26 protein-coding genes are annotated in these 26,471 nt (G+C 45.1%); 20 read left to right on the top strand and 6 right to left on the bottom strand.

The window, feature by feature from the left end; all coding sequences use genetic code 11:
- Position 1 precedes the first annotated feature (1 nt).
- Together J2Z37_RS10780 and J2Z37_RS10775 are read left to right on the top strand one after the other, a co-directional pair.
- A complete protein-coding gene (locus tag J2Z37_RS10780; RefSeq protein WP_209810266.1) occupies positions 2-163 on the top strand; it encodes a hypothetical protein in 162 nt (53 codons plus the stop codon).
- Between the two features lie 364 nt (positions 164-527).
- Positions 528-1,640: an acyltransferase family protein gene (locus J2Z37_RS10775; protein WP_209810265.1), complete on the top strand. Its 1,113-nt coding sequence runs from the start codon at positions 528-530 to the stop codon at positions 1,638-1,640.
- A 33-nt stretch (positions 1,641-1,673) separates the two neighbouring features.
- Here J2Z37_RS10775 and J2Z37_RS10770 read toward each other — a convergent pair whose 3' ends face one another.
- On the bottom strand, positions 1,674-2,738 hold the full coding sequence (locus J2Z37_RS10770; RefSeq protein WP_209810264.1) for a protease complex subunit PrcB family protein: 1,065 nt from the start codon (positions 2,736-2,738) through the stop codon (positions 1,674-1,676).
- A 307-nt stretch (positions 2,739-3,045) separates the two neighbouring features.
- Between J2Z37_RS10770 and J2Z37_RS10765 the strand changes: the two genes are divergently transcribed.
- From J2Z37_RS10765 to J2Z37_RS10740, 6 genes are all read left to right on the top strand, one after another.
- Positions 3,046-3,237, top strand: coding sequence for a hypothetical protein (locus J2Z37_RS10765; protein WP_209810263.1), 192 nt, complete (start codon positions 3,046-3,048; stop codon positions 3,235-3,237).
- Positions 3,238-3,274: 37 nt separating this feature from the next.
- Positions 3,275-4,261, top strand: coding sequence for a UDP-glucose 4-epimerase GalE (gene galE / locus J2Z37_RS10760; RefSeq protein ID WP_209810262.1), 987 nt, complete (start codon positions 3,275-3,277; stop codon positions 4,259-4,261).
- Positions 4,262-4,424: 163 nt separating this feature from the next.
- Positions 4,425-5,132: an ABC transporter ATP-binding protein gene (locus tag J2Z37_RS10755; RefSeq protein ID WP_209810261.1), complete on the top strand. Its 708-nt coding sequence runs from the start codon at positions 4,425-4,427 to the stop codon at positions 5,130-5,132.
- A gap of 18 nt (positions 5,133-5,150) precedes the next feature.
- Positions 5,151-7,193, top strand: a complete 2,043-nt coding sequence (locus tag J2Z37_RS25525; protein ID WP_245203724.1) for a c-type cytochrome — start codon at positions 5,151-5,153, stop codon at positions 7,191-7,193.
- Positions 7,194-7,251: 58 nt separating this feature from the next.
- Positions 7,252-8,472 (top strand): ABC transporter permease, encoded by a 1,221-nt coding sequence (locus J2Z37_RS10745; RefSeq protein ID WP_209810260.1) that lies wholly within the window; start codon positions 7,252-7,254, stop codon positions 8,470-8,472.
- Positions 8,469-9,656, top strand: a complete 1,188-nt coding sequence (locus tag J2Z37_RS10740; protein WP_209810259.1) for an ABC transporter permease — start codon at positions 8,469-8,471, stop codon at positions 9,654-9,656. The genes J2Z37_RS10745 and J2Z37_RS10740 overlap by 4 nt, the downstream gene beginning before the upstream one ends.
- Before the next feature lie 49 nt (positions 9,657-9,705).
- Here J2Z37_RS10740 and J2Z37_RS10735 read toward each other — a convergent pair whose 3' ends face one another.
- Positions 9,706-11,379 carry an AAA family ATPase gene (locus J2Z37_RS10735; protein WP_209810258.1) on the bottom strand — a complete coding sequence of 558 codons (1,674 nt, stop codon included), beginning with the start codon at positions 11,377-11,379 and terminating at the stop codon, positions 9,706-9,708.
- Positions 11,380-11,441: 62 nt separating this feature from the next.
- A complete protein-coding gene (locus J2Z37_RS10730; protein ID WP_209810257.1) occupies positions 11,442-11,729 on the bottom strand; it encodes a hypothetical protein in 288 nt (95 codons plus the stop codon).
- Positions 11,730-12,031: 302 nt separating this feature from the next.
- Here J2Z37_RS10730 and J2Z37_RS10725 point away from each other — a divergent pair, with 302 nt between their 5' ends.
- The 9 genes from J2Z37_RS10725 (at position 12,032) to J2Z37_RS10685 (ending at position 20,311) form a co-directional block, all read left to right on the top strand.
- Entirely contained in the window at positions 12,032-12,730 is a 699-nt protein-coding gene (locus J2Z37_RS10725; protein WP_209810256.1) for a FadR/GntR family transcriptional regulator, read from the top strand.
- A 16-nt stretch (positions 12,731-12,746) separates the two neighbouring features.
- Positions 12,747-14,123 (top strand): dihydropyrimidinase, encoded by a 1,377-nt coding sequence (hydA, locus tag J2Z37_RS10720; RefSeq protein WP_209810255.1) that lies wholly within the window; start codon positions 12,747-12,749, stop codon positions 14,121-14,123.
- 13 nt (positions 14,124-14,136) lie between these two features.
- On the top strand, positions 14,137-15,525 hold the full coding sequence (locus J2Z37_RS10715) for a cytosine permease (RefSeq protein ID WP_209810254.1): 1,389 nt from the start codon (positions 14,137-14,139) through the stop codon (positions 15,523-15,525).
- A 68-nt stretch (positions 15,526-15,593) separates the two neighbouring features.
- Positions 15,594-16,577, top strand: coding sequence for an NAD-dependent epimerase/dehydratase family protein (locus tag J2Z37_RS10710; RefSeq protein ID WP_209810253.1), 984 nt, complete (start codon positions 15,594-15,596; stop codon positions 16,575-16,577).
- 198 nt (positions 16,578-16,775) lie between these two features.
- On the top strand, positions 16,776-18,596 hold the full coding sequence (locus J2Z37_RS10705; protein ID WP_245203736.1) for a sensor domain-containing diguanylate cyclase: 1,821 nt from the start codon (positions 16,776-16,778) through the stop codon (positions 18,594-18,596).
- Between the two features lie 14 nt (positions 18,597-18,610).
- Entirely contained in the window at positions 18,611-18,802 is a 192-nt protein-coding gene (locus tag J2Z37_RS10700) for a hypothetical protein (protein ID WP_209810251.1), read from the top strand.
- Entirely contained in the window at positions 18,783-19,007 is a 225-nt protein-coding gene (locus J2Z37_RS10695; RefSeq protein WP_209810250.1) for a hypothetical protein, read from the top strand. Before J2Z37_RS10700 ends, J2Z37_RS10695 begins: the two co-directional genes overlap by 20 nt.
- Complete coding sequence (locus tag J2Z37_RS10690; RefSeq protein ID WP_209810249.1) at positions 19,004-19,438, top strand: glycoside hydrolase family 3 C-terminal domain-containing protein; 435 nt, start codon at positions 19,004-19,006, stop codon at positions 19,436-19,438. Before J2Z37_RS10695 ends, J2Z37_RS10690 begins: the two co-directional genes overlap by 4 nt.
- Positions 19,439-19,543: 105 nt before the next feature.
- Complete coding sequence (locus tag J2Z37_RS10685) at positions 19,544-20,311, top strand: YhfC family intramembrane metalloprotease (RefSeq protein ID WP_209810248.1); 768 nt, start codon at positions 19,544-19,546, stop codon at positions 20,309-20,311.
- A 41-nt stretch (positions 20,312-20,352) separates the two neighbouring features.
- Here the strand turns inward: J2Z37_RS10685 and J2Z37_RS10680 are convergent, their stop codons facing one another.
- The 3 genes from J2Z37_RS10680 to J2Z37_RS10670 form a co-directional block, all read right to left on the bottom strand.
- Positions 20,353-20,787, bottom strand: coding sequence for a DMT family transporter (locus J2Z37_RS10680; protein WP_209810247.1), 435 nt, complete (start codon positions 20,785-20,787; stop codon positions 20,353-20,355).
- Between the two features lie 10 nt (positions 20,788-20,797).
- Positions 20,798-21,535 (bottom strand): N-acyl homoserine lactonase family protein, encoded by a 738-nt coding sequence (locus J2Z37_RS10675; protein ID WP_209810246.1) that lies wholly within the window; start codon positions 21,533-21,535, stop codon positions 20,798-20,800.
- Between the two features lie 283 nt (positions 21,536-21,818).
- Positions 21,819-22,793, bottom strand: coding sequence for a nuclease-related domain-containing protein (locus tag J2Z37_RS10670; protein WP_209810245.1), 975 nt, complete (start codon positions 22,791-22,793; stop codon positions 21,819-21,821).
- Between the two features lie 298 nt (positions 22,794-23,091).
- Between J2Z37_RS10670 and J2Z37_RS10665 the strand changes: the two genes are divergently transcribed.
- From J2Z37_RS10665 to J2Z37_RS10655, 3 genes are all read left to right on the top strand, one after another.
- Positions 23,092-24,117 (top strand): NAD-dependent epimerase, encoded by a 1,026-nt coding sequence (locus J2Z37_RS10665; RefSeq protein ID WP_209810244.1) that lies wholly within the window; start codon positions 23,092-23,094, stop codon positions 24,115-24,117.
- Positions 24,118-24,123: 6 nt separating this feature from the next.
- Positions 24,124-25,290, top strand: coding sequence for a nucleotide sugar dehydrogenase (locus J2Z37_RS10660; RefSeq protein WP_209810243.1), 1,167 nt, complete (start codon positions 24,124-24,126; stop codon positions 25,288-25,290).
- A 129-nt stretch (positions 25,291-25,419) separates the two neighbouring features.
- On the top strand, positions 25,420-26,349 hold the full coding sequence (locus J2Z37_RS10655; RefSeq protein ID WP_209810242.1) for an aldo/keto reductase: 930 nt from the start codon (positions 25,420-25,422) through the stop codon (positions 26,347-26,349).
- Positions 26,350-26,471 lie beyond the last annotated feature (122 nt).

Here is a 26,471-nt window from a genome sequence, read left to right as displayed (position 1 = left end):
AATGGATGAAATATTTAAGCGATATATCTTAACCATGTTGACACCGCCAAAGCATATTAGCGAGTTACTCGATTTTGTAGAGGAAAGCTATCAAAACGGAAATATAAGTTCGAGTGAATATGTAAAGTGGTTGAGTACGCTGCAGTACTTCTATGACAGCTAGATAGACCTACCTAGATCGGCTGAAGAGGAAATAACCGGAGAAATTCCGGTTACTCGGGCTGGAATGGACAGTTGACTGAAAATAGGCGGAGTTTATCCGGTTAACCATGAGAAAAGTGTATTCTACGCAATTTCTTCAGCGATAATCGGAGATTCTTCGCCTATTTTGCCCTTTTTTCTCTAAATAAGCGGAATTCCTCCGTTTGGACCGGGAGTCAGACCTCAATCGAAATTTGTCGAATCAATAACTTTAATAAAATTATTAAAGATCAGATGCTTTAATCCATTCAACAAATTTCGACTTAGGTCTGACCCCCTTCTTTGGTATAATCAGGCGGAGGATATTTCTATAGTGGGGGAAACACATGGGGAAACGACTTTATTATCTTGATTATTTGCGGGTGTTATTAACGGTGCTAGTCATTTTGCATCATACAGCAATCGCTTATGGAGCGGGCGGATCTTGGATTTATGTCGATGTAGATCAGAGCGAACTAACTTTCACCGGTATTCTTCTAACCCTTTTCACGGCGATCAACCAATCGTTTTTTATGGGACTTTTCTTTTTCCTTTCCGGATACTTTACCCCGGGATCTTATGATCGAAAAGGGGCGAGGGTGTTCTTGATGGATCGCCTCATCCGACTGGGTATTCCTTTGCTGTTCTATGTTTTTATTCTAGGACCCATTATCAGTTACGTTGCCCAATCCCGTGATTCGATGACTCTCTTAAACTACTACAAAACTGAAGTCCTCACTTTTCATACGATTCATATCGGGCCGCTCTGGTTTGTTGAAGCCCTTTTGTTATTTGCTGTTATTTATGTTCTCATTCGACTCTTGACTGGATGGAAATTGGACGTTAAAGCGCCAACTATAAGAAACCTGATTGTTACCGCAATACTATTAGGGATCTCGGCTTTTCTCTTACGGTTGGTATCCCCAGTTGGGGAAGGGGTTTTAGGCCTTCAGTTCGGCTATTTCCCTTCCTATATCTTCTTATTTATCAGTGGAGTCGTGGCTTACCGGCAAAAATGGCTAGATACTTTTTTGGAAAAGAAAGAACTGGTGAAAACGTGGTGGTGGATTTCATTGACTGCAATCCCCATTTTACCGCTCGGGTTCATTTTAACGGGCGCATTAGAAGGGAACTTGTCGTTTGAGGGTGGGGTGAATTTTCAATCCTTTCTATACGCGATGTGGGAACCCTTTGTTGCTTTTGGAATGATCCTGTGGCTTTTATACCAATTTGAAAAAAGTGTAAATCAGCCGCACCCGTTCGGTGGTGCGCTAGCGGATGCCGCCTACACCGTCTTCATCATTCATCCTGCGATCGTAGTGGGGCTAACCCTACTTTTGCACGGGGTGTTGATCCCGCCATTATTGAAATTTATGTTGGTTGGCTTTATTGGGGCAGCTATTTGCTTTTTTTGTGGTTATCTCATTACCAAGATTCCTTTTGCAAAGCGGGTTGTTTGAGGGGGGCGGAAGCCAGTTCCGTCCCTCCGCAAATTATTTTAATGTAAAAGTCTTTATAATCTCCGGTACAACCCTGCTCATCTCCTCAAACTCTTTCCGTTCCGCCCCTTCCAAAATCATATCCAAAGGGGTCGTATAGGCGAAAACTTTTCCGTTCTTAACAGTGATCTTCTTCAATGTCGTGCCATCCACCCACTCAGCTTCATCAAGGACCACAATGGAAAACAAGGCTTGATTATGATACTCCGGATTTTCAGAGAGATACTGGAACTCGGTGCGATTCTTATCGGTTACTGCTTTAAGCTTCTTGGCGATGTGCGCAGGGAAATCAAGGATGTATCCTATACTGCTGACGTATCGAGTGCCTAGTGCTTTGGCAACCGGCGGCGTTTGGGTCTCATCAGGCGTTGCGATCTCGAACCTTACCTTTTTATCCGTTTCCCCATCCAATTGAATCAGCATAGCGGGATGTGATATCACTTGAGCAACCAACTCATCCGGACCAGGCTCTGTGAAAAGGGCAGACACGACAATCTCTTTGTCATCCTCAGTCACCGATTCTAGCGAAATCCCGTGCCCCGGATTTGGACTTTCTCCGCGTGAGAGGAGGATGTAGGTTTTCCCACTTGCTGTTTTTACCTGCTGCGTTTCCTTGGTCCGGTTTGCAAAAAACCATTCCTTAATTTCCTTCGGCAAATTCTGCTCCGGCATATTTTTCAAATCCTCAAGAACCGCATCAACCGGCGCGTTCGTATGGGCGAGCACCGTGTAGTCAAGGGCTTTTGCTTGGTCCGCGCGATCCTGGATGTGGACGGTATTTGTTGCCGCATCCCACTTGATTTCTTTTCCAACCGCGTGACCCACATAGCGAAGTGGCACATAAGTCGTTCCCTTATAATTGAAGGATAAAGGAACATACTCCCGCCCATTATCAAACTCATACGGCCTCATCCCCGTATTGAGCTGCTCCCCATTATAGCTAAAGTTGATTTGATCCACCCTCACGTCAATCGACGTCCAATTCGTTACCGCCGACCCGATCCCCGCCATCCCCAAACTGCCAAGCAAAGTCCCCACTACCAAAGACTTTTTGAACATGAACATCCCGCCTTTTCACTCATTCTTACCTTCTTAGACGGTGGTGGGGGGAGGGTTCTTTCATTTTGGGGAGGAGGCGATGCCCCTATCAAAACAATAGAATCATCTACATTTGTGGTACTATAATATTGTGGATATCCACTGAGGAGTGAATTCTATGGAATCAAATGAACTGTTGCAAGATTTATGAAGAAGTAGTTGAAACGAACCGGAGATTAACCAAAGTAGAGGACCGCTTAACCGAGGTGGAATCAGAGTATCCCAATTGGAAATCCGGATGGACTCTTTGGAAAACCGACTGGATTCAATGGACAAGCGCATTGAACGTGTCGAAAATCAAGTAGCCAAAAATGCCGAAGACCTTCAAATTTTGAAGTCTGATGTAAGGATGATTAATGACCGTCTACCTGTCCTGCAAAGGGACATCGATTTCGTTCTGGATAAAGTGAATCGCAACGAACGTGAACTAGCACATGTAAAAATGAAGGTTGAAGGCTAGATCACGATTCCATACTTAACAATAGGGGAGTAAACAGATGATTTTAGTTGTTGGAGGAGCTGGATATATCGGCAGTCATGCCGTCAAAATGTTGTTGGATCAGCACTACGAGGTTGTGGTCCTAGATAATTTGTCAACGGGGCACCAACAGGCGGTGGATCCGCGGGCCACTTTGGTTAAAGGGGATTTAGGGGACAAAAACGACTTGGAAAAAGTGTTCGGAAACTATCCTATTCAGGCAGTCATGCATTTCGCGGCAAATAGTTTAGTTGGGGAATCCATGACAGATCCTTTAAAATACTATCAAAATAATGTAGCTGCAACATTAAATTTGTTGTCTACAATGATGATGTATGGAGTGAAAAAGTTTATTTTCTCTTCCACAGCAGCGGTGTACGGAATTCCAAGCGTGGAAATCATTGGCGAGGGCCAGCTCGTCCAACCGATTAACCCCTATGGTAATTCCAAATTGATGGTCGAGAAGATCTTACACGATTTTTCCCGGGCCTACCAAATGGAGTATGTTGTCTTGCGTTATTTCAATGCAGCAGGGGCCCATCTTTCAGGTGAAATTGGCGAGGATCATCAACCGGAAACACACCTCATTCCCCTTATATTACAGCATCTTTTAGGGCAAAGAGAAAAAATTTCGGTTTTCGGCACCGATTACGACACGCACGATGGGACTTGTATTCGTGACTACATCCACGTTATGGATCTAGCTGATGCCCATATTTTGGCGCTCGAGGCTTTGTTGAAGGATCAATTGAAAAATGAAACTTTTAACTTGGGAAATGGACAAGGCTATTCGGTGAAAGAAGTCATCGAAACCTGTGAAAAGGTCACCCAGCGAAAAGCAGTCATCGAATACACAGCGCGGCGTGAAGGTGATCCAGCCAGGCTCGTGGCCACATCCGGGAAAATCGAACAAAAATTGGGTTGGAAGCCGAAATACCGATTGGAAAAAATCATTCAATCCGCTTGGGGCTGGCACGAGAATCATCCGCGAGGATATCAAGATTAAGCAAGGAAGCCTTTAATTCTTAATTGAGTTGAAGGCTTTTTTTATTTCCTCAACAGAGGGCAAACGACGTAAATCTACCAACCTCCAAATTTGACCATGGAAAATTTAACGTGCATTGTAAAATAATAGTAGTACAATAATCCTATTACTAATAAACTAATTTATGTCATTTTTGATAGTAAAGGGGGAATTTGGCCCGTTGATTCAGGCAAGAAACGTAACCAAAAGGTATGGGAAAACAAAGGATGTCATTAGCAACCTCAGCCTGGAGATTAGGCGGGGGGAAATGCTGGGGCTAAAGGGAGAAAACGGGGCAGGAAAATCGACGCTGCTTTCCATGCTGGCGTTGATCTTGCCCGCAACTGCGGGAGAAATTTGGATCGATGGAAAAGAGATCAGGGGTGACAAAGAGGCTGCACAAATCAAAAAGAAAATAGGCTATGTTCCACAAGAGATCGCCCTTTACGGAAACTTGAGTGTAAAGGACAATCTTTCGTTTTGGGGAAAAGCATACGGTCTGCGAGGCTCGTCACTTCGTACAAGAATTGATGAGGTTTTAGCATTTGTCGGGCTTAAGAACCGCCAAAATGATCGGATTGAAACCTTTTCTGGAGGGATGAAAAGGAAAGTCAATCTCGCCGCTTCCATCCTTCACTCACCAGAACTGCTCATTCTCGATGAACCCACAGCTGGTGTTGATCGCGATTCCCGTCGCCATATTCTACAGGCCATCAAGGAGATGAGCGAAAACGGCTGTACGGTCATCCTAACGAGTCATCAGGAGGATGAGATGATGTACTGTGATCGAGTGGCCCTCTTAGAGGATGGAAAAATTGCTAGTTTTGAAACACCACAGAATAATAGACCATAGGAGGACATCAAAGAGAATATGGACACGAATGTAACAACAAATGAGGGAAAAACCGGGAATTCCCCCGGCTTAAAGAAAAAAATCATTTTAACCGCGGTAGGTGCGGCCATCCTATTAGGAGGGGGATCTGCAGCGGGGTATACAATGTTTGACTGGTTTAAAAGCCCCAAGCAAATCTACCTCGAAGCGGAAGCGAAAAGCTTGAAGACGGCAGTAGAATCCTGGGGAGAGAACTACCAAGATGCCATGGCTGAAGTGAAGCCCTACCTCGATTCCACCGTCCATTCCAAATCAGAGCTTGGCGTGAAAATTGACTGGGGCGATGGCTACATCGACGAGGATGTTCAGCGGATAAGCAATATTTTGAAGGATAGCAAGATTGTCATCGAAAACGAGCGCGATCCTAAGGCGAAAAAGGAATACAGTCAAATCAGCCTGGCGATGGGCGGGAGCAAGCTTATTGGCTTTGATGTTCTCGCGGAAGAGGATCGACTGCTCTTTGGCATGCCTGAGCTTTATTCTAAATACGCCATGCTAGATCTGAAAAAAGAGGAAGAGTTGAAAGACAAGTTTGGGATAGAAAATCTGCCGAAACGGATTGTTCAGCCGGAGGAATTTTTGGATGCGCTGAAAATCCCTAAAGAGGAACTCACCCCGATTCTATTAAACTATGGAAAGCTATACTATGATGAACTGCAAGATGAGCAGGTCAAACTGGTATCTGACGTGGCCTTTGATGAGGACAGCAAAATCAAGGGGCGCGAAATTACCGTTACTTTTACTGACAAGCAATTCAAGAATTTTTTAGAAAAGACCAGTGAAAAGTTGGAAAAGGACCAGGGACTGATCGATTTATTCTATACGCGTTATGGGAAAATCACGAAGCTTCTTCAGGAAAATGGGTATGAGGATATCAAAGAACTAGACAAATCCGATTTTAAAGATGATTGGCAGGCAGCCATGGAAGATTTCCGCTCGGGGTTGGAGGATGTGGAGTTTTCGAAGGATTTGCAAATGATTCTATTAGTGGATAGCTCAGATCAGATTATCGATCGGAAAGTTTTCATTTATCCGGAAAATGATGATAAGTTCACATTCCGTTCCGCGAAGTGGACATCGGATCAGACCACACAGCAATTGATCCAGTTGAAAAACCGAAGCGACAGTGGAATGAATGACGGTGAGTTGAAATTTACCTATACGCAAACCCCGAAAGATAAAGGAAAAGAAGGAAACGTGGATTTTTCTTTTAGTGAACCAGACAACGAGTGGAAATTTTCCACTGATTATTCCACTGTCAAGGATGGCAATAAAAAATCAGGGGAATTTGATTATTCGTTTAGCAACAATTCGTATGGAACGAAGGAAAAGTTAGCCGGAAACTTTGAATACAATACAACGGAAAATGAGAAGGACAAGAAAACCGAAGCCGAGTATAAGTTTACTTTAAAAGGGGACAAGAGCGAGGATCCAGAAGTTCCTAAGTCCCTAAGTTTTACAGTCAAGCAGGAAATCCAGAAGGGTGCAGAATCCAAGATTCCTGTACTTAAAGAAGAGCAAATGATTAACGTCGCTAGTATTACCGAAGAGGATCAGGAGAAAATCCAGACAGAACTGCGCGATTCACTCGAGAAATACTTGAAGGACAAAAAGGATGTACTTGAAAAAGCAGGGGTTCCTGTAGAGGATCTGCTGTCGGCCTTCCAACCGCAACCTGATCCATATGCATATGGATATGACGGGGGATACGCTGTTGACCCAGGGTACGGAACTGACTTCCCAATGGACATGCCGATGGATCAAGGGACAGGGGAGGAGTACTATGAGGGCGTAGATTGGGAGTATGCGCAAACCGCGTACAGTCAATCCTGTGCAGCTTGCCATGCGGCAGATCTTTCCGGAGCTGTAGGGCCCGCCTTATATAATGTCGGTGAAAAATACTATCCAGAGGAAATCGCCGACATTATTATTAACGGCAGAGGGGGCATGCCGCCCGGAATGGCCAGTGATGAGGATGCCTATGTGTTAGGGCAATGGTTAGTGGAGCAATCGGGCAACTAACTAAAAAAATAACTGGGGGATGACGATTCATCCCCCTCCTTTTGAAAGAGGCTTGATCATGATCGGGACAATGATTTTTCAACATATAAAAAGATATCTAACAGACTTCAAAGCCCTCCTATTTATGCTCGTCATACCTACCCTTTTTATCGTCCTGTTCTCCCAGGTTTTGTCACCCTACCTTTTTTCCAGCCAGTTTTCCGAGCCATTTGCCATTGCCGTCGTCGATGAGGATCAAACCTTTGATACTGAAATGATGATTAAGCAGCTAGAGCAAACTCCGTATATGAGGGACTTTATTGAGGTTCGTCGGACTGATTTGCCATCAGCCAAGAGATGGCTTGAGGAAAATCAAATCGTTGGGACCATCCTGCTGGAAGAGGGATTTACAAAAAGTATGTATCAGGGTGGGGAGAATCGACCGTTAATTTTAATTGGCAATCCAGCCCAGAAAACATTAGTAATGCAGTTGCAAAATCAGTTGGAGAGCGCAACAAATATCGCTTCCGCTGCGCAAAGTGGAATTATCACGGTTTGGCACTTTGCCTATGAAGGCGGGGCGGACCCACAGTGGCTGAACCAAAAGCTGCCAGAGATTATCCTTCCCTTTATGACAAAAAGTTTGAATCGTAATGAAATCTTCGAACAAGAAACCGTTTCGGACATTCCAAAAGTCAGGCTTCCTGAGTATTTTACAGCGGCTCTGCTTGTCGTTTTTCTCGCTTTTCTCGGGGTTAGGGAGAGCAGGTCCTGGGTGGAAGAGGTGGAAAGTAGGATTTGGCTGCGGTTAAAATCGACTCCGTTACCACTTTGGAAGCTATTTGCAGGGAAGTTTATGGGGAGCTTTTTAGTGAGTTGGCTGCAGTTTGCGCTGATTTTAGGTGTGGTCTCTTTTTTATTCAGAAATTACCTAGGGTATCCGCTTGTCTGGACCCTTAGTTTTCTTACCGTTGTCGTTTTTTCTATTACAGCTTGGACCTTTCTGATCTCGAGCTTTGGGTTGTTTACCAAAGGAGCAGAACTTGTGGGATATTTGGGAAGTTTGCTGCTTTCCATAATTGGTGGGAATATTTATCCCTTATACATGCTTCACGAAACTGCGCAAAAGGCTAGTGATTTGTCCTTTACCAAATGGGCGATGTTAGGTTTTCTTAAAGTTTTCGCGGGCGACCCCGCCGTTTCATTGTGGGATGAGATCCTTTGGCTGACGGGAGTCGGAGCTCTGATGCTATTTTTTTCGGGTTGTTTAGTATCTCTTTTTTGGAGGAAAAGCGCATGATCTTTGATGTCATTCGGTTACATTTTCAGTTGTTGCGAAAGGACTTGGGATTTTTTGTTTTGATGCTTGCCTTCCCGGTGATCATTACCGCGATCCTTGGCTTTTCCTCTGGTTTTGAGAAGCAATCTGTGATCCGCGTTGCCCTTACTGACCTGGACCACACGGATTATTCCCGCTTGATCGTTGACCGCTTCCTCCAACGGAAGGGGATTGATGTGCAAGTTGTTAAGGCAGAGCAGGCCCGCGAACTTGTTGGCGGCTACCGTGTGGAAGCGGCTTTTATTATTAACGAAGGATTTATGGATCAGGTCCTTGAGGGGGACGTCGATGATTCCATTGTCTTGCTGAAAAATCCAGGCTCGCTGTCACACGGAATCGTCGGCGAAATGCTGGCTAGTGAAGTGATGCGAATCTATGCCAATACGCTCGCAGCGAATCAGGTAGAGGAGATGTACCAGATATTCCACTGGAAAACTGTGGATGGGGATTCCCTTAGGGAGACGGCTTGGGGGTATGCGGACTCGCTTTGGGAGCCGGAACCATTGGTCCAGCTAGAGTATCGTGAACACGGGAAGGAATTGGTGTCAAGACAAGAGCCCCCCTCATTTACTTTGATGATTAGCCTCGGAATGCTTTTACTTTCGCTCATGCTCTTTATCATGTTTCAATGTGGCTGGGTTCTGGAAGAAAAATCACGCGGAACATGGAAGAGGGTGTTAGCCGCACCAGGGTTATTAAGAAGCTATACCGTTGGGTATATGCTCTATTTATTCCTGCTTTCAGGTCTGCAGGTGGTGATCTATGCCGTTTTAGCGAAGCAATTGTTTGGTGTGGTGATATTTGCTACAGTTGCTTATTTTGTGGTCATCGCAGCCTATATTTTTGCTGTCATCGGACTCGGAATGCTAGCCTCCACCTGGTTTCGCACAAGGGAACAATTCCAGTCAGGCATTCCCGTAATTGCGTTATTATTTGCTTTCCTTGGTGGATGCTTCTGGTCTTTTAGCCCATCTGAAATGGCTGAAAAAATCTCATTGTTTACACCACAGGGATGGGCCTTGGTTGCTATAAAGGATCTGATGCTGAGTGGTGCTGTGGGACACACGCTTCCGGTGGCCGTCTTGATATTAATCGGGATCGCATCGATGGTTTGGAGCTTTATACGGCTGCGGCAGTGGGTTTAGCGTAGGAGGGATTCTGTGATGGAGGCTGAGTCCTTCCCTGTCAGCCTCCTTAGGTAGACTTTTCCTTGCCCAAAGCCTTCACAACCGGCGGTTCCGGTCTTTGATGGCCATACAACCGTACATAGATCTGCTCGATCTCCTCACCGGTTAGATCCCCCTGCTTCAATAGTTCCTCGGCGATCGCGTGGACGAAATCGCTGTGATCTTTGACGAGCTTTTTCACTTGCAGCATTTGATCCTGCAGCATTTCGTTGATTTTCGGACGAAGCACCTTGAGTGCTTCAGCCTGTGATCCCGCGGCAAGCCAACTGAACAGCTCATCACCCATGCCGACCATTCCCAGATAAGCACCAGCCAAAAGGGTAGCTTGACGCAGATCGGAGTTAACACCATTTAGTTTCTTGCCGAGAAATTCCTCTTCCACCGCACGGGCTGCCAGACAAATTTGGATCCCAGCCAGGATCTCGCTATCACTACGGTTATACCGTTCGTGTGTCGGCTTCGTCGCGGCAAGACCTAAAGCTCCACCCCGGCGAATAATGGTCACCTTCCAAACACGGTCGTGTGGATTCAGCAAATATTGTGCGACTGCATGGCCGGATTCGTGGTAGGCCACGTTTCGCTTTTCATCGTCGCTCATGGAACGAAGAGGCTGTTTCAATCCCCATTCATACGTTTCCATCGCATTTCGAAAATCCTCATAGCTTGCAGCGACAGCACTCCTTTGATGGGCGATGACGACCGACTCATTGACAATATGCTTGATCTGCGCCGGGCTGTAGCCAATCGTATCAAGAGCCGCCCGCTCCGGTGTGAGCGAGGAGTCTCGTTTGATCTTCCGAAGATAGTACTCAAATACATCCAATCTTCCATCATAGTCCGGAGCATCTACCCAAAGCTTACGGTCAAAACGGCCAGGCCGCAGCAGGGCAGGGTCGAGCACATCCGGTAGGTTGGTCGCAGCGATAGTCAGAACTGCAGGACGTTCCGCTTTTTTTCGCCGCAGACCAAGGGAGCGGAGCAACTTGGCAAACTTCGAATTGTCAATGTTCGGCGGGTCCATTTGCAGAAGCAACTCATTGAGCAACCCTGCGCCGCCCATCCCAAACATGCCACCGCCGCCCATTCCACCAGACTGCCGTGCCATCCCAATGGCGTCCACCTCATCGATAAAAATAATGCAGGCCCCATATACACGCCCAAGCTTGCGAGCTTTTTTGTATAGGCGCATTACTTTCAGATTTCCGACACCAAAAAACATATTTTGAAAGCTGGGAGCAGAGGCATAAGCAAAAGGGACCTGTGCTTCATTCGCGATTACCTGAGCCAGATAGGACTTTCCTGTGCCCGGCGGTCCGCAAAGCAGCAACCCCCGGATGGCCTCCCCTCCCATTTCCTTAAACTCCTTCACCCCTTTTAGCAAAGTAACGATCCGTTTGGCATTTTCCACAATTTCTGGGTTTCCCCGGTAATCCTCCCAAGTCGACCCCGTTTCACCAGGCAAAATCCAATACGTCCGCCCCCGAGCCAAAAACCAAAAGAGGGCAACAAATTGAACAATCATAAATGACATGGCAAAAAGGAGCTGTAAAGCAAATCCAATAATCGTCAACACGATCTGCCAGTAAGTTGGCCCCCCAGCAACCAACAATATCCCGAACAAGATCAAAGATACCATCCAAAGAATCAACTTTCGCCACTTGACCCACTGATAATTGCCCATCGCATCACATCTCCATTTTTTAAAGAATCATTTAGACAAAAAAAGCCTTCAGAATAGAAGGCCTAAAATCTCCCTTTAATGTCAATGGCATACTTAAGCATAACGCCAAAGCCGCAGACAAAATAAAATATCGCTAGAATCCATCCAGTAGGATCCATCGGAATCGTAATTAAAATGACATACAAGGGGAAGACGTAGTACAGCACCCCTTTTAGACAATCCGATACGATTGCAGGGCTGAAAGAGCCGACCCAAAAGGACTGAAAAGCAGCAAATAGAAAATCAATAATTAGAAGTCCGTATACAGCCCACAGGGTATAAATCATAAAGCTTGTCAGTGAAAGCTCCATCGTTCACCACCACCTTTATACATACTATGTTGATTAAGAAAAGGGGGTGATAAAAAAGGACAAGGAGTTATGTGATGTATTACATAATAGACCATGGCTTTGCGCTTCTGTCCTCTTCAAATTCCTGACCCAAAGGGAGAATGGCCATAGGTGCACTTTTTCAACACTCTATGACAGTTGATGATTTTTATTGGCATAAAACTCCAACAGAAAAATAAGATAGTAGCAAAATCAGGAAAATTGGTCAGGCAAATTGACCCTCTGGCTTTTTACATCAATCTTAAAAGAGGTGGGAGCAGGCTTTGGTCTTTAAAAACATTAAAAAATCAGAAAAACTATATGTTCGAATCGCTGAGGAAATCAATCAATTAATAGAACGCGGAGATTTGCAGGTCAACGACAAACTTCCACCGGAGCGAGAGATTGCCGCACAAATGGGGGTGAGTCGGCCTTCGGTGAGAGAGGCTCTGGCCATTTTAGAAGTTTTAGGTGTGGTGGAGATTAAGGTCGGAGACGGCTCATATGTCAAAGGGAGGGCTCACAATTTCAGACTTGAAATGGAAAGCCTGAAAAATTCCAGTCCCTTTGAATTAGTAGAAGCCAGGCACTATATTGAATCTTTGGTAGTCACGCTTGCAGTAGAAAGGGCCACAGAAGATGATCTGACGGAGATGCAAGAAACCATTGATTGGATGAGGGAACACATGGCAGATCTGGACGTCGATGAATTTGTCCTCAAAGGGCTCCATTTCCATCGGTTATTGGCTCGCTCAATCAATAACGAGGTACTGCAAAGCATAGCGGAAAGCCTCTTCCAGATGGATCATCACCCACTGTGGGGGTTTCTCAACAAAAAAGCTTTAGTTTCCATGGAGGCAAAGCAGCACCAAATAAAGGAACACGAAGAGATTCTAGCGGCCATTCGCAATAAGGATCAAATCCAAGCCTCAAAAGCCATGCAGCACCATATTTCACATCTTCAGGATTTATTCCTGACTTAAGCGGGGAGGAGAAGCGATGCTCGATTTAATGATTAAAAATGGAACCGTTGTCAATGCGAACGGTTCCGCCAAGCAGGATGTTGGAATCAAAGATGGAAAGGTGGTGATGTTGGGAGATTCAGCGTATTTTCCAGAATCCAAAGAGGTCATTGATGCTAAAGGGCAATACGTCTTACCGGGTTTCATTGACTCCCATGTCCATGTCAATTTAAAGATGGGGGAATTTACAACCCTCGATTCGTTCTACAACGCATCACTCGCCGCGGCGTTTGGAGGAACGACCACCATGGTGGAGTTTGCCATTCCTTACAAAGGGGAAACTCCGTTGGATGCTGTTGTCCGGAGAAAGGAGGAAGCAGACAATCAATCCGTAATCAACTATTCGTTTCACGGGTGTGTGACAAATGGAAATGACGAATCGTATCGCGATGTAGCGGAACTGATTACCGGCGGCATTCCGACGATTAAAATGTTTACGGTGTATAAAGACGTTGTGATGGTGGGAAAAGGGGAAATTTTGCAAGTATTGAAGATCATCAAGGAAAAAGGCGGCTTGGCAAAGTTTCATGCGGAAAGCGATGATATTATTGATTACCAAATCAATGAATTTATCAAAAATGGAAAAACAACGCCTATGTATCATCCTCTCAGCAGACCGTCGATTGCTGAAGCAGAGGCCGTCTCTAGCTTGCTAACACTCATTGAGCATACAGAGGCGCCAGCGATCTTTGTTCATATGAGTACGGGAATGGTAAAGGAACAACTGAAGACTTACAGAAACCGATTGCCTGTTTTTACTGAAGTGTGCCCCCATTATTTAATGCTGTCAGATCAATTCTATAACGGAGAAGATGGGCAAAATTACATCTGTAGCCCACCGTTAAGACCAGCCCATGAAATCGATGGACTCTGGGAAATGGTGCAAAGTGGCCTCATCGACGTAATTAACAGTGATCATTGCTGCTATGATACAGAACAGAAGAATAAATACAAAACAGAATTTTATAAAGCGCCAAATGGGCTACCAGGAATTGAAACGAGGGGAACGGTGTTCTTCTCGGAGGCCGTCATGAAAAACCGGATCACTATCAACCAGTTTGTCGACTTCACCTCAACAAAAGCAGCCAAATTAATGGGCATGTACCCGAAAAAAGGAGTAATTGGGATTGGAAGTGATGCGGATGTGGTCGTTTTTGACCCACGTACCCGCTTTCAGATCACAGCGCAAAATCTGCATATGCAAACGGACTATACACCTTTTGAAGGTTTCGAGGTTACGGGAAGTCCTGTTCACACGATTATAAATGGAAAACATATCATTGCAAACGGAAACCTCAAAGATGATTCGTTTCGAGGACAGTTTATCAAACGCGGCAAGCCGATTTTAAATTGAATGGGGTGTTGATATGAAACCGTCAACTGAAACAAGTGGAAATATCGGTGACCCATCGGGACTTAGTTTGAAAGGACCGGAAATCATGCCCACGCTGGAGTCTCAAAGAACGGTCAGTTCACTGGGATTCTTTATGATCAATGTGGGAATGTATGTCCAACTTGTAGCGTTTATTATGGGTGCGCAGTTGTACCCTGCACTTTCGCCGTTTAGTATCGTCTTAACCGCTGCCTTGGGAAATGTTTTGGTATGGATCTTACTTGTTTTAACTGGAGACATTGGCCTAAAGCACGGAATTCCTTATTCTGTCTACGTTCGGGCACCATTTGGCTACTTAGGCGCTCATATCCCCGGATTGATTCGTGCGCTGCCTGCGATCTTTTGGTTTGGTTTCCAAACCTGGTTAGGTGCCTTAGCTATTAATGAGATTACGAAATTATTATTTGGGTTTGATAGCCTGACATTAATCATCATAATATTTGGTATATTTCAGATTATAAATACGGCGATGGGGATCAATGCCATTGAAAAGTTTGATTGGGTGGCTACTCCTGTTTTGATTTTAACGGGTCTATACATTGAATATTTCCTTATCACAAAATATAATCTGACGTTTAGCTCTTTTCTCGTCGCAGGTGAAGGCGGGTTCAGCTTTATTACCGCAATGGCGATCATGGCTGGAGCGCAAATTACGATGGCCGTCAATATCTCCGATATTACGAGGTTCCTGAAAAAAGGGGATGATCCCTCTTTTGGAAAATTAAATCGGGGAAGCATGCATGCCCAATTTTGGGGATTAATCATTCCTATGGCGCTTTTTGTATTCATTGGATTAACCAGCGGAATTGCCACGGGTGAATGGAATCCGATTACAGTGATGACCACTGTTTTTGGTGACAACCCATTTGTACTTGTTTTTGTACTGGGAGCTTTTGTAGTCTTTGCGCAGGTCGCATCCAATACAGGGCAAAATCTAATGCCGCCAGGATACGTTTTCGTCAATCTTTTCCCGAAGAAGATCAAATACCGGGATGCCGTAATCGCCGCCGGTGTAATTGGGTTATTAATTAAACCTTGGGCTTTTGCCGAATTTATCCCGACCATTTTATTGGTGATTGCCTGTTTACTAGGACCGATCCTCGGGATTATGGTAAGCGACTATCATTTATTAAGAAAAAGACAGTTAAATCTTGAGGATCTATATACCCCAGGAGGTCAATATACGTATTTTAAAAACTTTAATCCTGCTGCCTTCATCGTATTTATACCAGGAATTTTATCCGGTATATTGGTCCCTGATTACGCCTTTTTCGTCTCCATGATCATTGGAGGTCTTGTTTACTATCTGTTAATGAAGTATTGGATTGCCAAGAAATATCCTCAAAAGGAATTGGAAGTCTAATTGAAGGAAAAACAAACAGGCCTTCGTGTGAGAAGGTCTGTTTGTTTAAGAAGGGAGAAGTGGTTAGAATGAGAGTTCTATTAACAGGTGGAACGGGTTTTGTAGGCATTAATCTGGTGGAAAAGCTTCTAGACCACGGCCATGATGTAGTGATCTATGCGAAGACACCCTTTGTTTCCGAGGCCATCCAATCGTTTGAAAATCGTCGAGGTTCCTATCAATTTGTTGCTGGGGACATCCACGATGTTGAGCGGCTCCGCTCGCTTTTTAAAGAATGTCGTTTTCAAAGCTGCATTCACGGTGCCGTGATCACCCCAGATGTTCAACGAGAGAAAAAGATGGCTTCGCAAATTATTGATGTGAATCTGATGGGCACCGTTCATATGTTGGAGCTAGCGCGAGAATTTTCATTAGAAAAGTTGATATATATGAGTTCCGTCTCTATTTACGGGGCTTATGCTTTTGAAGTGGATGTGCTGAAGGAAGAGGAACGACACGCATATCCCATTTCTTTATATGAAATCAGTAAATATGCTGCAGACCAGGTTTGCGGGCGGTACCGCGATTTATTTGATCTCCCCGTGATTATTGCGCGGATTGGGCATGTTTTTGGTCCATGGGAACATGAAACAGGCTATCGGGATACATTCAGTGCCCCCTTTCAAGCATTGCGCCTCGCCTTAAAAGGAGAAAAAGCAGTACTTCCAGGCGCAGGGGTCAGGGACTGGATATACAGCCGGGACGTGGCCGGAGCACTTACTGGGTTACTAGAAACAAACGAGTGGAAGAACACGGTCTATCAGATTGGTTCAGGGAAGAAGTGGTCTCTTGTTCAATGGTGCGAACGATTGGCAGAGGAGTTCCCCGATTTTTCTTATACGTTGGATTCCTCGGAAGAAGGAAATATTCGTCTGTTTCTTCCGGCCGATCCAGCCCCCATGTCAATTCAAAGGTTGGTGGAGGAAAGGATTTATCAACCGAAATATGATATGCATGCGGCATTTGCGGATTATCTGGGGTGGGTAAGGCAAAGGGAGAGTTTTTTCCTGTAGGATTTTTGGATTTAGGTTGGAAGACCTCCACCCCATCCTGACTTAAAGGGAGAATGCCCATAGGACCGCAAAAGACAGATGAACACCAAACATTCCAGGGAATTTCCTGCCCTGCACCCTATTTGTTAAGAATTTGTTAAGAACACAAGTTTATAGTAGTTATATAAGGCGAAAGTACTATTGGAGTGTCCGCTATTGATGAATCAAAATGTCATCCTAAATTTAAAACTAGGACTAATTATTACCATTGCCATCATGCTAGCAGGTTTTAGTAGCAGTCCGAATGACCAAAACGGATCACAACAAGCGATCCCATTAGGGCAGCATTACGAAGTTTTTAAAGATCCGACTGGAAGTGCAACGATTACATCGATTCTAAGTGGTAAGTACGATGATCAATTCCTGCCGAGTGAATCGAAATATTTATTCTTTGGCTACACGAATGATACGATTTGGCTTAAACTCGAATTGCAAAAAGTAGCGAGCGAACCAAACAGCGCATACTGGATTGAAAACATCGACAAATTATCACAAATCGAGGCCTACCTCGTGAACAAGGACGGTTCATACACCATAGAGAAAAGGGGCGTTGATTATCTGGCTAATCAGCCGATCCCTTACCGCTCATTCTTATTTCACATCACAGATCCTTCCACACACCTTGTGTATTTTAAGCTATCCGGTAATTTGCCCATTACTTTTATGTCCTATTTACACACAGAACAGGGATTTATCCAAAATAGTATGCAATATAAGTTTTGGTCCGGGATTTTCTACGGTTTCATGGCATCGCTAATGCTGTACAACCTGTTTCTCTTTTTTTCAATTAAAGAAAAGATGTACCTTTATTACGTTTTCTATATTGTGAGTTTCTTGTTTTACCAGGCGGCTATGAACACAATGGATTTGGAGTATCTAGGGAAATGGGTTCCAGCTTGGATCCTGGAGCGGTCCATTCCTTTAGTCTATCATTTGCTTAATTTCTGTATGATTCTCTTCGGAAAAGAGTTTCTCACCACTAAACAAAATTTACCTAGAATGAATACGATGTTATCGATCTTGTCTGGCCTTTCCATTCTATTTTTTGTGCTCGTTTTTGTTTTACCGGAATCCTACTTTGTTGATTTGATGGCATTCGTACTTGGCATAGTGTCACCCATTTGTTTGTGGATCGCTGGTTTGCTGACCATGTCCAAAGGAAACAAAGCAGCCAGGCTCTATCTCGCAGGTTGGAGCATTTTGTTAATTTGCATTACAGCTCAAGTGCTATGCCTAACCGCAGTGCTTCCTTTTCATCCGTCATTTTTCGAAATGATCCCTGCTGCGGCAGCCGCAATGGAGGCTATTCTATTATCGCTAGCTCTGGCCGACAAAATTAATTCCCTTAAAAGACAACGCGAAGAAGAGCAAAACCTATTAAACCAAAGGCTGGAAAGATTGGTTTCAGAACGCACGAAAAACCTGGAAAAAGCAAACGCGCGCTTAATTAAATTATCAACGACAGACTTTCTAACCCAAATCCCAAATCGCTATCAGATGGAAAATTATCTTAGGGTGAAGATGCAAATCGCGGAGCAGCATGCCACTCCCCTTTCCGTCATCCTCATGGATATAGACGATTTCAAACTGGTCAATGACCACTATGGTCATGATGTAGGGGATCAAGTGCTAAAGTCCGTAGCGAAAATCATCAAGCATACTATTCGGGATACAGATTTGGCTGGTCGTTGGGGCGGGGAAGAATTTTTGATTATTTGCCCGAATACATCACTCCACGAAGCATTCATTGTGGCAAATACACTACGCGAAGCCATCGAAGCACACTCATTCCCACTCGACCAGAAGAAAACTGGCAGTTTTGGCGTTGCCACTTTTCACAAAGGAGATCAAACTAGCCAGCTGGTGATCCGAGTGGACCAAGCCTTGTATAGAGCAAAGGAAAACGGGAGAAACCGGGTGGAGTGTGGGGTGCCATTGGCTGAATGCAGGCCCTGTAATTGGGGGACATTACCAGTGTAAAGGTGGTGATGTACTTGGACGATCAAAAGGAATTACTGCAAAAAGGATTGGAAAAACTGGCTGAAAAACAGATGGAAGAAATGGATCAACTGCTGGTCAAACGGGATGGCGACCAATCACCCGTCCATACCGATGATCAGGTACGGGCGGCAACTTTGGCAGATTTGTTTTCAGGGATTCCCTATAGTGAAGAAGAGGAAAGGTGATGGTTCCCTTTACCCACCCGAATACCGACGCATGGAAATGGCGAAGCCTTTGAAAAGAGAGGCTTCGCTTTTGTTTGGACGGATGTTTATGGTCCATGTTTACGGGGAAAGCCTGGACGATCAAAGCCCGGTGAATGTAAAGGAAAATCAAATCCTTTACGGTGTAGACAACGCATCACAGCTCAAAAATACCACCTTCCTTTGAATCGTGAGAAAATCCGCCGAGTTCTAGTGACGGGGTATGGAGAGGATGTGAACAAGCGAATCGCTAAAAGTTTGGAAGAGTACGGAATTAATGTTGAGCTGGCTAGCAATGAATCTACGGATGTCTTTTCGCTTGCCGAAAAGCAGAATGCTGTGGTTGTGTCCACATCCAATGTGCGACAGGACAGCCCACAGCAAAATTTCGTCCAGAACTTGTTGCAATCAGGTAAGCCTGTAATTGTCGTGGCCGTTCGCAATCCATACGACATTGCCGCCTTTCCAGAGGTGGACGCCTACCTAGCAACATACAGCACACATCCGAAGTCCTTGGATGCAGCGGTAGATATTATCGTTGGTGAGCTCAACCCGACAGGAAAGTTGCCCGTCGAGATTCCGGGGTTGTACCCTTTTGGACTTGGATTGAGGGGATAAGCGGAGATCCACCGCCTATTGAAACCCGTCATTCCCCTTCTTAGTATGCGCGTGGTAAAATAAGGTAAAAATATCACCCAACAAAATAATCGGGGGGGATTTCACATGGTTAGCAGTATGACAATAGGGGCGATGGCGTTTTCCATCGTCTTTTCAATTGTGTTGTTTGTCGGGTTGATCGTGTTTTACAAGAGAAAAGTAGGGATTTATGTAAAGCCGCTGATTATCGGAACGATCGGATTTCTCGTGGTCACCCAGGTTTTGGAGAAGGCCTTGCACTTTGTTGTGTTTACCAACTTTCCCAATTTTCCTGGACACCCATGGCTATTCGGATTGTATGGCGGGTTGGCAGCAGGGGTCTTCGAGGAGCTGGGGCGATTTGTTCTGTTCACTTGGTTGCTCAAAAAATACCTCGATTACAAAGGCGGGATTTCCTTTGGGATCGGTTGGGGTGGGATTGAGGCGGTTGCCTTAACGTTGATGATGATGGTGCCAAATCTGATGTTTGCCGTGATGATCAACCAAGGGACGTTTGAATCTTCGTTGGGCGGGGGAATTCCTGGTGAACAGTTGGCGATGATTAAAGAAACCTTACTGAACCAGGGAAGTTCCTACTATTTACTAGCAAGCGTCGAACGATTCTTTGCTGCTTTCATGCAGATCGCTTTATCCTTGCTCGTCCTGCTTGGCGTTGTAAGGCGTAGGTTCGCTTACGTCATTTATGCTATCCTCATCCACGCGGTGATCGACTATCCGGTTGCCTTTTACCAAACTGGACACATCAAAAGTTTATGGATCATCGAGCTTTACCTAGCAGTAATCGGGCTTGGCTCGATGTGGTTTATCCGCAGAATGCGAGAGGTGCTGGAGTAGAGGGGAGCATCCCCTCACAGCACCAACTCAGGATTTCTCTTCTAATCGCGGTAGAAAAAATACAATGCAGCACACAACAAAACAATCGCTAAAACTCGCTGCCAATCCACAGGAATTTGCCGCCCGCCAAATAATCCAAAGTGGTCAATCAACGTACCCATCGCCACCTGACCAACAATCACCGTAATCAGCGAAGTGGCAACCCCGATCTTGGGGACAATCAAGATACTGATAAAGATATAGAAAGCCCCGAGCAATCCACCAGTAAGCTGCCATTTTGGCACAGAACCAACCGATAGAATCTGCCCCTTTCCAAAAAAGATAAATAATAGCAGCAACACCACTGTGCCGATCGCAAAGGACACCAATGAACCCTCGATCGCCCCAATCTTTTTCCCAAGTCCCCCATTAATCGAGGCTTGTACCCCAATGGCCACCCCACCGAGAACTCCAAACAAAGCAAATAGCCAATTCATCTTTTATCTCCTAATCATAATAAGGTCGCTCAAAAATAGCGTAGTCATGCCCAGGCAGCACAACGGCGTCGATTTCTTTTATTTTCTGGAATGTCTTGTAATAATCCGCAAGATTCCCGTGCACACCATTTGGAATCGATTCAAGCGGATTTTCTGCGTTCCAATTTTCCAGTAGGGGGATATTATCTCCGGCGATCAGATACGTTTCGTTTACCAAGATACTTTGAAAACCGGGTGAATGACCGGGATGCAGAAATACCTTGATCCCCTCCGCGATGTCCGCGTCCCCATCGACCACCTCAATCCGATCAATGACCTCAAGCCAATTCGGCTTCAATCCCTTGATGCCAATCTCGTAAGCTTTTCTATGTACAGGCATGGGGGAGATCGCGTATTTGATCTCGGTTTTTTGTACCAGGAATTTAGCATTCTCAAAAAGCTCCACATTCTGGCAATGATCCCAATGCAGATGCGTCCAAATCACGAGATCAATTTCGCTTGGCGTGACGTTGTGGGATCTCAGAGAGTGTTCTAGATCATGTTTGATAACCGGATAGTGGTACTTTTCCACTAACCCCAGATCTCCAATCCCCGTATCAACCAGGATATTTCGCTCCCCATTCTGCAGCAACCACACCGGAATAGGAGCCTTAATCTTTTTTCCTGAATCTCTTAAATAAGTGAAACCCGATTTTTCAAAGCTAGGGAACTCCCCGCTCATGATGGGGATGATTTTCCATGTGCTCATTGTTGGTCCTCCTTTAGTTAAGTTTATATTTAAAATTTTATCATAATTATTCTGGTTTCGCTCTTACCATGGTCAAAACCATGGTGAAAAGCTGTTTGCGGGGGGGGATCTGAAGGGGTTTTGGGGTCTCTCAGCCTCGGATTTCTCCGCAAAACATACCCAATACCCAATCCCTCCCCAGGTCACAAAATTGAGGTTCCAGGTCACAAAATCAGGGGTCCAGGGCACAGGAAATAGAGTTCAGGTCACGGGAAATAAGATCCTGCTCACATTGGTGTAATCATTACAGATAAATACCCCGACCTGTATCCCTGTAATAAACTCTGTGTCGACCTGCGCCAACAGATGGCAACTCCAACTCCTGAAGCCAGCGCGTACACTTATTAATCGAATGAACACCGAGGAATTCCCGGCACTGCTTGTTGGTGATCTTCCTATGAATCAAAAGATACTCTTGAATAGCCTGGCGGTGTGCATCAGGATCGTGTGCGCAGCAGTGGGAGCAGAACCACGCCTGTTTAATTCGTTCCATTGGGAATTTACTGCAGGAAGGGCATCTCACTCCAGTGATCAAATCCTTGGATTCAACCCCGTGATATTGAAGTGGATCATAGTCAGGGGGAGTGTGTGCTTTTTGTAGTTGTTCGGAAAGTTTTTGCATGAAGTAAGGGGATAGGTTCGTCTCCTTGTGGGAAAGCCGTATTCCTTGGATTCTTTCGGGGATTTGCTCGACATAAGCAATCTTTCGGAAAATATCTTTCGGGCCGTTAGTCGTAATCAGCGTGGTAGCATCTCCAAGAGAGACGAGAAAGTCAATTGGACAGGGCTTAAATTTGTTTTCGTGAAGCCAGCGCTGGAGAAGAATTCGTTGCCTTTTGGCCTGCATGATGGGATCTGAGTAGGAAATCTCTTGATTTTGATACCTCCTGACAAGACGGTTTAGATTCTGATCATATTCCAATTCCCCGCCAAAGTTTTTCGACTCGATAATAATAAGGACGTTAGGAGTGATCACCAGGGAATCAATCTGACAAACCTTGTCACCCACAACAAGCCGCGCCGAGGGCAAAAGAATGTACTCCCTTTTTGGCAAAAAGCTTAGATGATAGTCGAGCTGGAGTTCACCACGATAACCAGTCCAACATTTTTTCAAACTCTCGCTAAGTGAGGACCTTTTTTTATGATCTTGACAAAGCCGTCCCAAAACAGCTTCATCCGCCTGAATCCATAGAGGTATTTGACGTTTCTTTTGCTCCATTGAATCCCTCCTTTGCAGATTATTTCAACAAATGGGCGCAAGTTTCCTCCCCAGGTCACAAAATTGAGGTTCCAGGTCACAAAATCAGGGGTCCAGGTCACAGGAAATAGAGTTCAGGTCACGGGAAATAAGATTCTGCTCACATTGGTGGAACCATTACAAATAAATACCCCCACTTGTATAAGTCCCCACTTTTTCTATTATTTGTAATCCCAAAACTCCGATAATGTTCTATAATAAATAGGTAGAATGGCATAGCCATGCCCAACATTAATAGACAAAACAGGGAGTTTCTCATATGAATAAAATACTAGTCACTGGTGCAGCCGGGTTTATTGGGTTCCACCTTACCCATCTTTTACTCAATCAAAGCTATCAGGTGATCGGCCTAGACAACCTGAACAATTACTATACACCTAAATTAAAAGACGATCGACTTGCACAGTTACAAAAACATCCAAACCACGCCAACTTCACCTTTCACCAAGTGGATCTGAAGGACAAGCCAGCAGTGGACGAGATTTTCGCAACCTACAGACCGGATATAGTGATCAACTTGGCGGCGCAAGCGGGAGTCCGCTACTCAATCGAAAATCCGTATGCTTACGTGGACTCGAATCTTACCGGGTTCATGAACATCCTGGAAGCTGCGCGAAACTATCCAGTGAAGCACTTGCTTTATGCATCATCGAGTTCCGTTTATGGAGGAAATAAAGTGGCGCCTTTTTCCACGAACCATAATGTAGATCACCCCGTGAGTCTCTATGCCGCTACGAAGAAGTCCAACGAGTTAATGGCCCATACATACAGTCATCTCTATAAGATTCCAACGACGGGACTGCGCTTCTTTACCGTTTATGGACCGTGGGGTCGTCCGGATATGGCCTATTTTTCCTTTACGAAAAACATTATCGAAGGAAAACCGATCAAGGTGTTCAACCATGGGAAGATGGAACGCGATTTTACCTATATCGATGATATTGTGGAAGGCATCTTCAAGCTGATTCCGCTCGCCCCGAAAGCGAATGCAGAGTGGGATGAGAGCAAGGATGATCTCAGTACCAGCTTTGCGCCCTACAAAATATATAACATCGGGAACAACCAGCCGGTTCAGTTAATGAAATTTATCAATACATTAGAAAAATTGATAGGAAAAGAAGCCGAGAAAGTCTACCTCGACATGCAGCCGGGGGATGTGCTCAGAACGTATGCCGACGTTTCTGACCTGGAACGGGATATCAACTTTAAGCCGGGAACAAGCATTGAAGACGGGCTTGCGAAATTTGTGGGTTGGTATAAAACGTATTACGGAGAGGGGGTTTAATCCAGCATGAAAATCACCATTGCCGGAACAGGCTATGTGGGCCTTTCCAATGCCGTGTTGCTAGCGCAAAACCATGAAGTCACCGCGCTTGATATATTGCAAGAAAAAGTAGACTTGATCAACCAACGGAAATCGCCAATTATCGATCCGGAAATCGAGGAGTTCCTAGCCACTAAAGAACTCCATTTAACCGCTACAACCGACAATTACAAAGCATTCAAAGACGCCGAATTCGTGATCATCTCCACCCCGACCAATTATGATCCAGAAAAAAACTACTTCAACACGCGAAGCGTTGAAGCCGTGATCGCCAATGTGTTGTCAATTAACCCGGATGCGGTGATGGTCATCAAATCGACCGTACCAGTGGGGTACACGGAGAAAGTACGGGAGAAATTTGAAACACAAAATATTATTTTTTCACCGGAATTCCTAAGAGAGGGCAAAGCCCTCCACGATAACCTTTACCCATCAAGGATCATCGTGGGCGAGCAGTCGGAGCGGGCGAAAACTTTTGCAAACCTGCTCGTGGAAGGTGCCCTAAAAGAGGATATCCCTGTTCTATTCACAAACTCCACCGAGGCTGAGGCGATCAAGCTTTTTGCCAATACGTATCTGGCGATGCGTGTCGCTTTCTTCAACGAACTCGATTCCTATTCTGAGGTGCGGGGGCTTAATACGAAGCAAATTATCGATGGTGTCGGACTCGATCCACGGATTGGAAATCACTACAATAATCCGTCCTTTGGTTATGGCGGGTATTGTCTGCCAAAAGACACCAAGCAGCTGCTCGCGAACTACGAAGATGTGCCGAACAATATTATGGGCGCGATCGTCGATGCTAACCGGACAAGAAAAGACCACATTGCCAATATGATTATCGCCAAAGAGCCGAAAGTCGTGGGTATCTACCGTCTAACGATGAAGATGGATTCGGATAATTTCCGCCAATCCGCGATCCAAGGGGTGATGAAAAGGATTAAGGCCAAAGGGATCGAGGTTGTGGTCTATGAACCAGCCCTTGCCGAGGATGAATTCTTCCGCTCGCGGGTGATCCGGGATTTTGAAGAGTTTAAGAAAATCAGCGATGTGATCGTCGCCAACCGGATATCCGAGGAGATCCAGGATGTAGCGGAAAAAGTGTACACGCGGGATCTCTTCAGCCGGGATTAGATGCTTTAGCCCGGTGATGGGGTCTGACCCCTTTTCCGAACTAAAGCAAAAAATTACACTGTCACCCCTGCTCATTTAATGATATGCTAAATATTGGCAACATTTAAAATGAACAGGAGGAATTGGCCCATGCGATACCGGAAACTAGGCAAGACCAATATTGAAATATCTGAAATCACCTTTGGATGCTGGGAATTGGGCGGCGGACAATGGGAAAAGCAAAGCGATGAAGTTAATATCGAAGCGATTCAAAAAGCGTTTGAACTTGGGATTCACACCTTTGACACGGCAGAAGGGTATGGCAAGGGGCATTCCGAGGAAGTCGTACGCACCGCACTGGATGGGAAGCGAAAGGACTGCATCATCAGCACCAAGGTTTCACCGGAGCATTTGAAACCAGAGGATGTACGAGCATCCGCGGAGAAAAGTTTGAAACGTTTAGGTACGGATTATTTGGATATTTACTATATTCACTGGCCTAACAAGGAGATTCAGTTGGAACAAACCCTTTCTGAATTCAACAAACTAAAAGAGGAAGGGCTCATCCGGGCGATCGGTGTTTCTAACTTTTCCATTGATCAATTACGAGAAGCCGTGAAGTATGCGCAAATAGACGTCATCCAACCGGAATACAGCCTGCTTCACCGCGGCATTGAAAAGGAGATCGTTCCCTTCTGCGAGGAACACTCGATCGGAATCATGAGTTACAGCTCCCTAGGCAAAGGGATCCTTACAGGCGTTTACCACAATGGAAAAGCCCAGATCAAAGACACCGATTTCCGAAGGCAAAGAAGATTGTTCCTTCCTGAGCATTTGGAACAGGAGAAACCATTGATTGAAGCCTTAACTGGGCTGGCCGAAGCGAAAAACGTCACCCTTGGCGAAATCGCGATCAGTTGGCTACTACATCAGCGAGCGATGACGTCTGCGATCGTCGGCACCCAAAACATCAAACATCTCACGCAAAATGTCAAAGCCGTTGAAGTTGAACTGACGGCTGATGAACAACAGCAGTTGAGCGACATTAGCACCCGAGTTTTACAGGGGATTGATGGATAAATAAAGAGAAACCCAAATTCATTTCTTGTGATTTTGGGTTTTTTCTTTTTTCGTTGGGAAGGAATATTAACACTAGACCAAATAATACCGTATATGATAAAATTCAAATTATTAAAACATGA

It is taken from the genome of Ammoniphilus resinae, assembly GCF_017873965.1.
GTDB classification, from domain to species: domain Bacteria; phylum Bacillota; class Bacilli; order Aneurinibacillales; family RAOX-1; genus Ammoniphilus_A; species Ammoniphilus_A resinae.
This window is presented reverse-complemented; position numbering and strand designations above follow the sequence as displayed.

What these genes read in the sequence shown, in the direction of transcription:
- J2Z37_RS10715 (WP_209810254.1), top strand. Translation starts at nt 14,137, where the DNA reads ATGAAACCGTCAACTGAAACAAGTGGAAATATCGGTGACCCATCGGGA.
- galE (WP_209810262.1), top strand. Translation starts at nt 3,275, where the DNA reads ATGATTTTAGTTGTTGGAGGAGCTGGATATATCGGCAGTCATGCCGTC.
- J2Z37_RS10740 (WP_209810259.1), top strand. Translation starts at nt 8,469, where the DNA reads ATGATCTTTGATGTCATTCGGTTACATTTTCAGTTGTTGCGAAAGGAC.
- J2Z37_RS10660 (WP_209810243.1), top strand. Translation starts at nt 24,124, where the DNA reads ATGAAAATCACCATTGCCGGAACAGGCTATGTGGGCCTTTCCAATGCC.
- J2Z37_RS10655 (WP_209810242.1), top strand. Translation starts at nt 25,420, where the DNA reads ATGCGATACCGGAAACTAGGCAAGACCAATATTGAAATATCTGAAATC.
- hydA (WP_209810255.1), top strand. Translation starts at nt 12,747, where the DNA reads ATGCTCGATTTAATGATTAAAAATGGAACCGTTGTCAATGCGAACGGT.
- J2Z37_RS10780 (WP_209810266.1), top strand. Translation starts at nt 2, where the DNA reads ATGGATGAAATATTTAAGCGATATATCTTAACCATGTTGACACCGCCA.
- J2Z37_RS10735 (WP_209810258.1), bottom strand. Translation starts at nt 11,379, where the DNA reads ATGGGCAATTATCAGTGGGTCAAGTGGCGAAAGTTGATTCTTTGGATG.
- J2Z37_RS10730 (WP_209810257.1), bottom strand. Translation starts at nt 11,729, where the DNA reads ATGGAGCTTTCACTGACAAGCTTTATGATTTATACCCTGTGGGCTGTA.
- J2Z37_RS10770 (WP_209810264.1), bottom strand. Translation starts at nt 2,738, where the DNA reads ATGTTCAAAAAGTCTTTGGTAGTGGGGACTTTGCTTGGCAGTTTGGGG.
- J2Z37_RS10755 (WP_209810261.1), top strand. Translation starts at nt 4,425, where the DNA reads ATGTCATTTTTGATAGTAAAGGGGGAATTTGGCCCGTTGATTCAGGCA.
- J2Z37_RS10775 (WP_209810265.1), top strand. Translation starts at nt 528, where the DNA reads ATGGGGAAACGACTTTATTATCTTGATTATTTGCGGGTGTTATTAACG.
- J2Z37_RS10670 (WP_209810245.1), bottom strand. Translation starts at nt 22,793, where the DNA reads ATGGAGCAAAAGAAACGTCAAATACCTCTATGGATTCAGGCGGATGAA.
- J2Z37_RS10705 (WP_245203736.1), top strand. Translation starts at nt 16,776, where the DNA reads ATGAATCAAAATGTCATCCTAAATTTAAAACTAGGACTAATTATTACC.
- J2Z37_RS10710 (WP_209810253.1), top strand. Translation starts at nt 15,594, where the DNA reads ATGAGAGTTCTATTAACAGGTGGAACGGGTTTTGTAGGCATTAATCTG.
- J2Z37_RS10765 (WP_209810263.1), top strand. Translation starts at nt 3,046, where the DNA reads ATGGACAAGCGCATTGAACGTGTCGAAAATCAAGTAGCCAAAAATGCC.
- J2Z37_RS25525 (WP_245203724.1), top strand. Translation starts at nt 5,151, where the DNA reads ATGGACACGAATGTAACAACAAATGAGGGAAAAACCGGGAATTCCCCC.
- J2Z37_RS10680 (WP_209810247.1), bottom strand. Translation starts at nt 20,787, where the DNA reads ATGAATTGGCTATTTGCTTTGTTTGGAGTTCTCGGTGGGGTGGCCATT.
- J2Z37_RS10745 (WP_209810260.1), top strand. Translation starts at nt 7,252, where the DNA reads ATGATCGGGACAATGATTTTTCAACATATAAAAAGATATCTAACAGAC.
- J2Z37_RS10675 (WP_209810246.1), bottom strand. Translation starts at nt 21,535, where the DNA reads ATGAGCACATGGAAAATCATCCCCATCATGAGCGGGGAGTTCCCTAGC.
- J2Z37_RS10665 (WP_209810244.1), top strand. Translation starts at nt 23,092, where the DNA reads ATGAATAAAATACTAGTCACTGGTGCAGCCGGGTTTATTGGGTTCCAC.
- J2Z37_RS10685 (WP_209810248.1), top strand. Translation starts at nt 19,544, where the DNA reads ATGGTTAGCAGTATGACAATAGGGGCGATGGCGTTTTCCATCGTCTTT.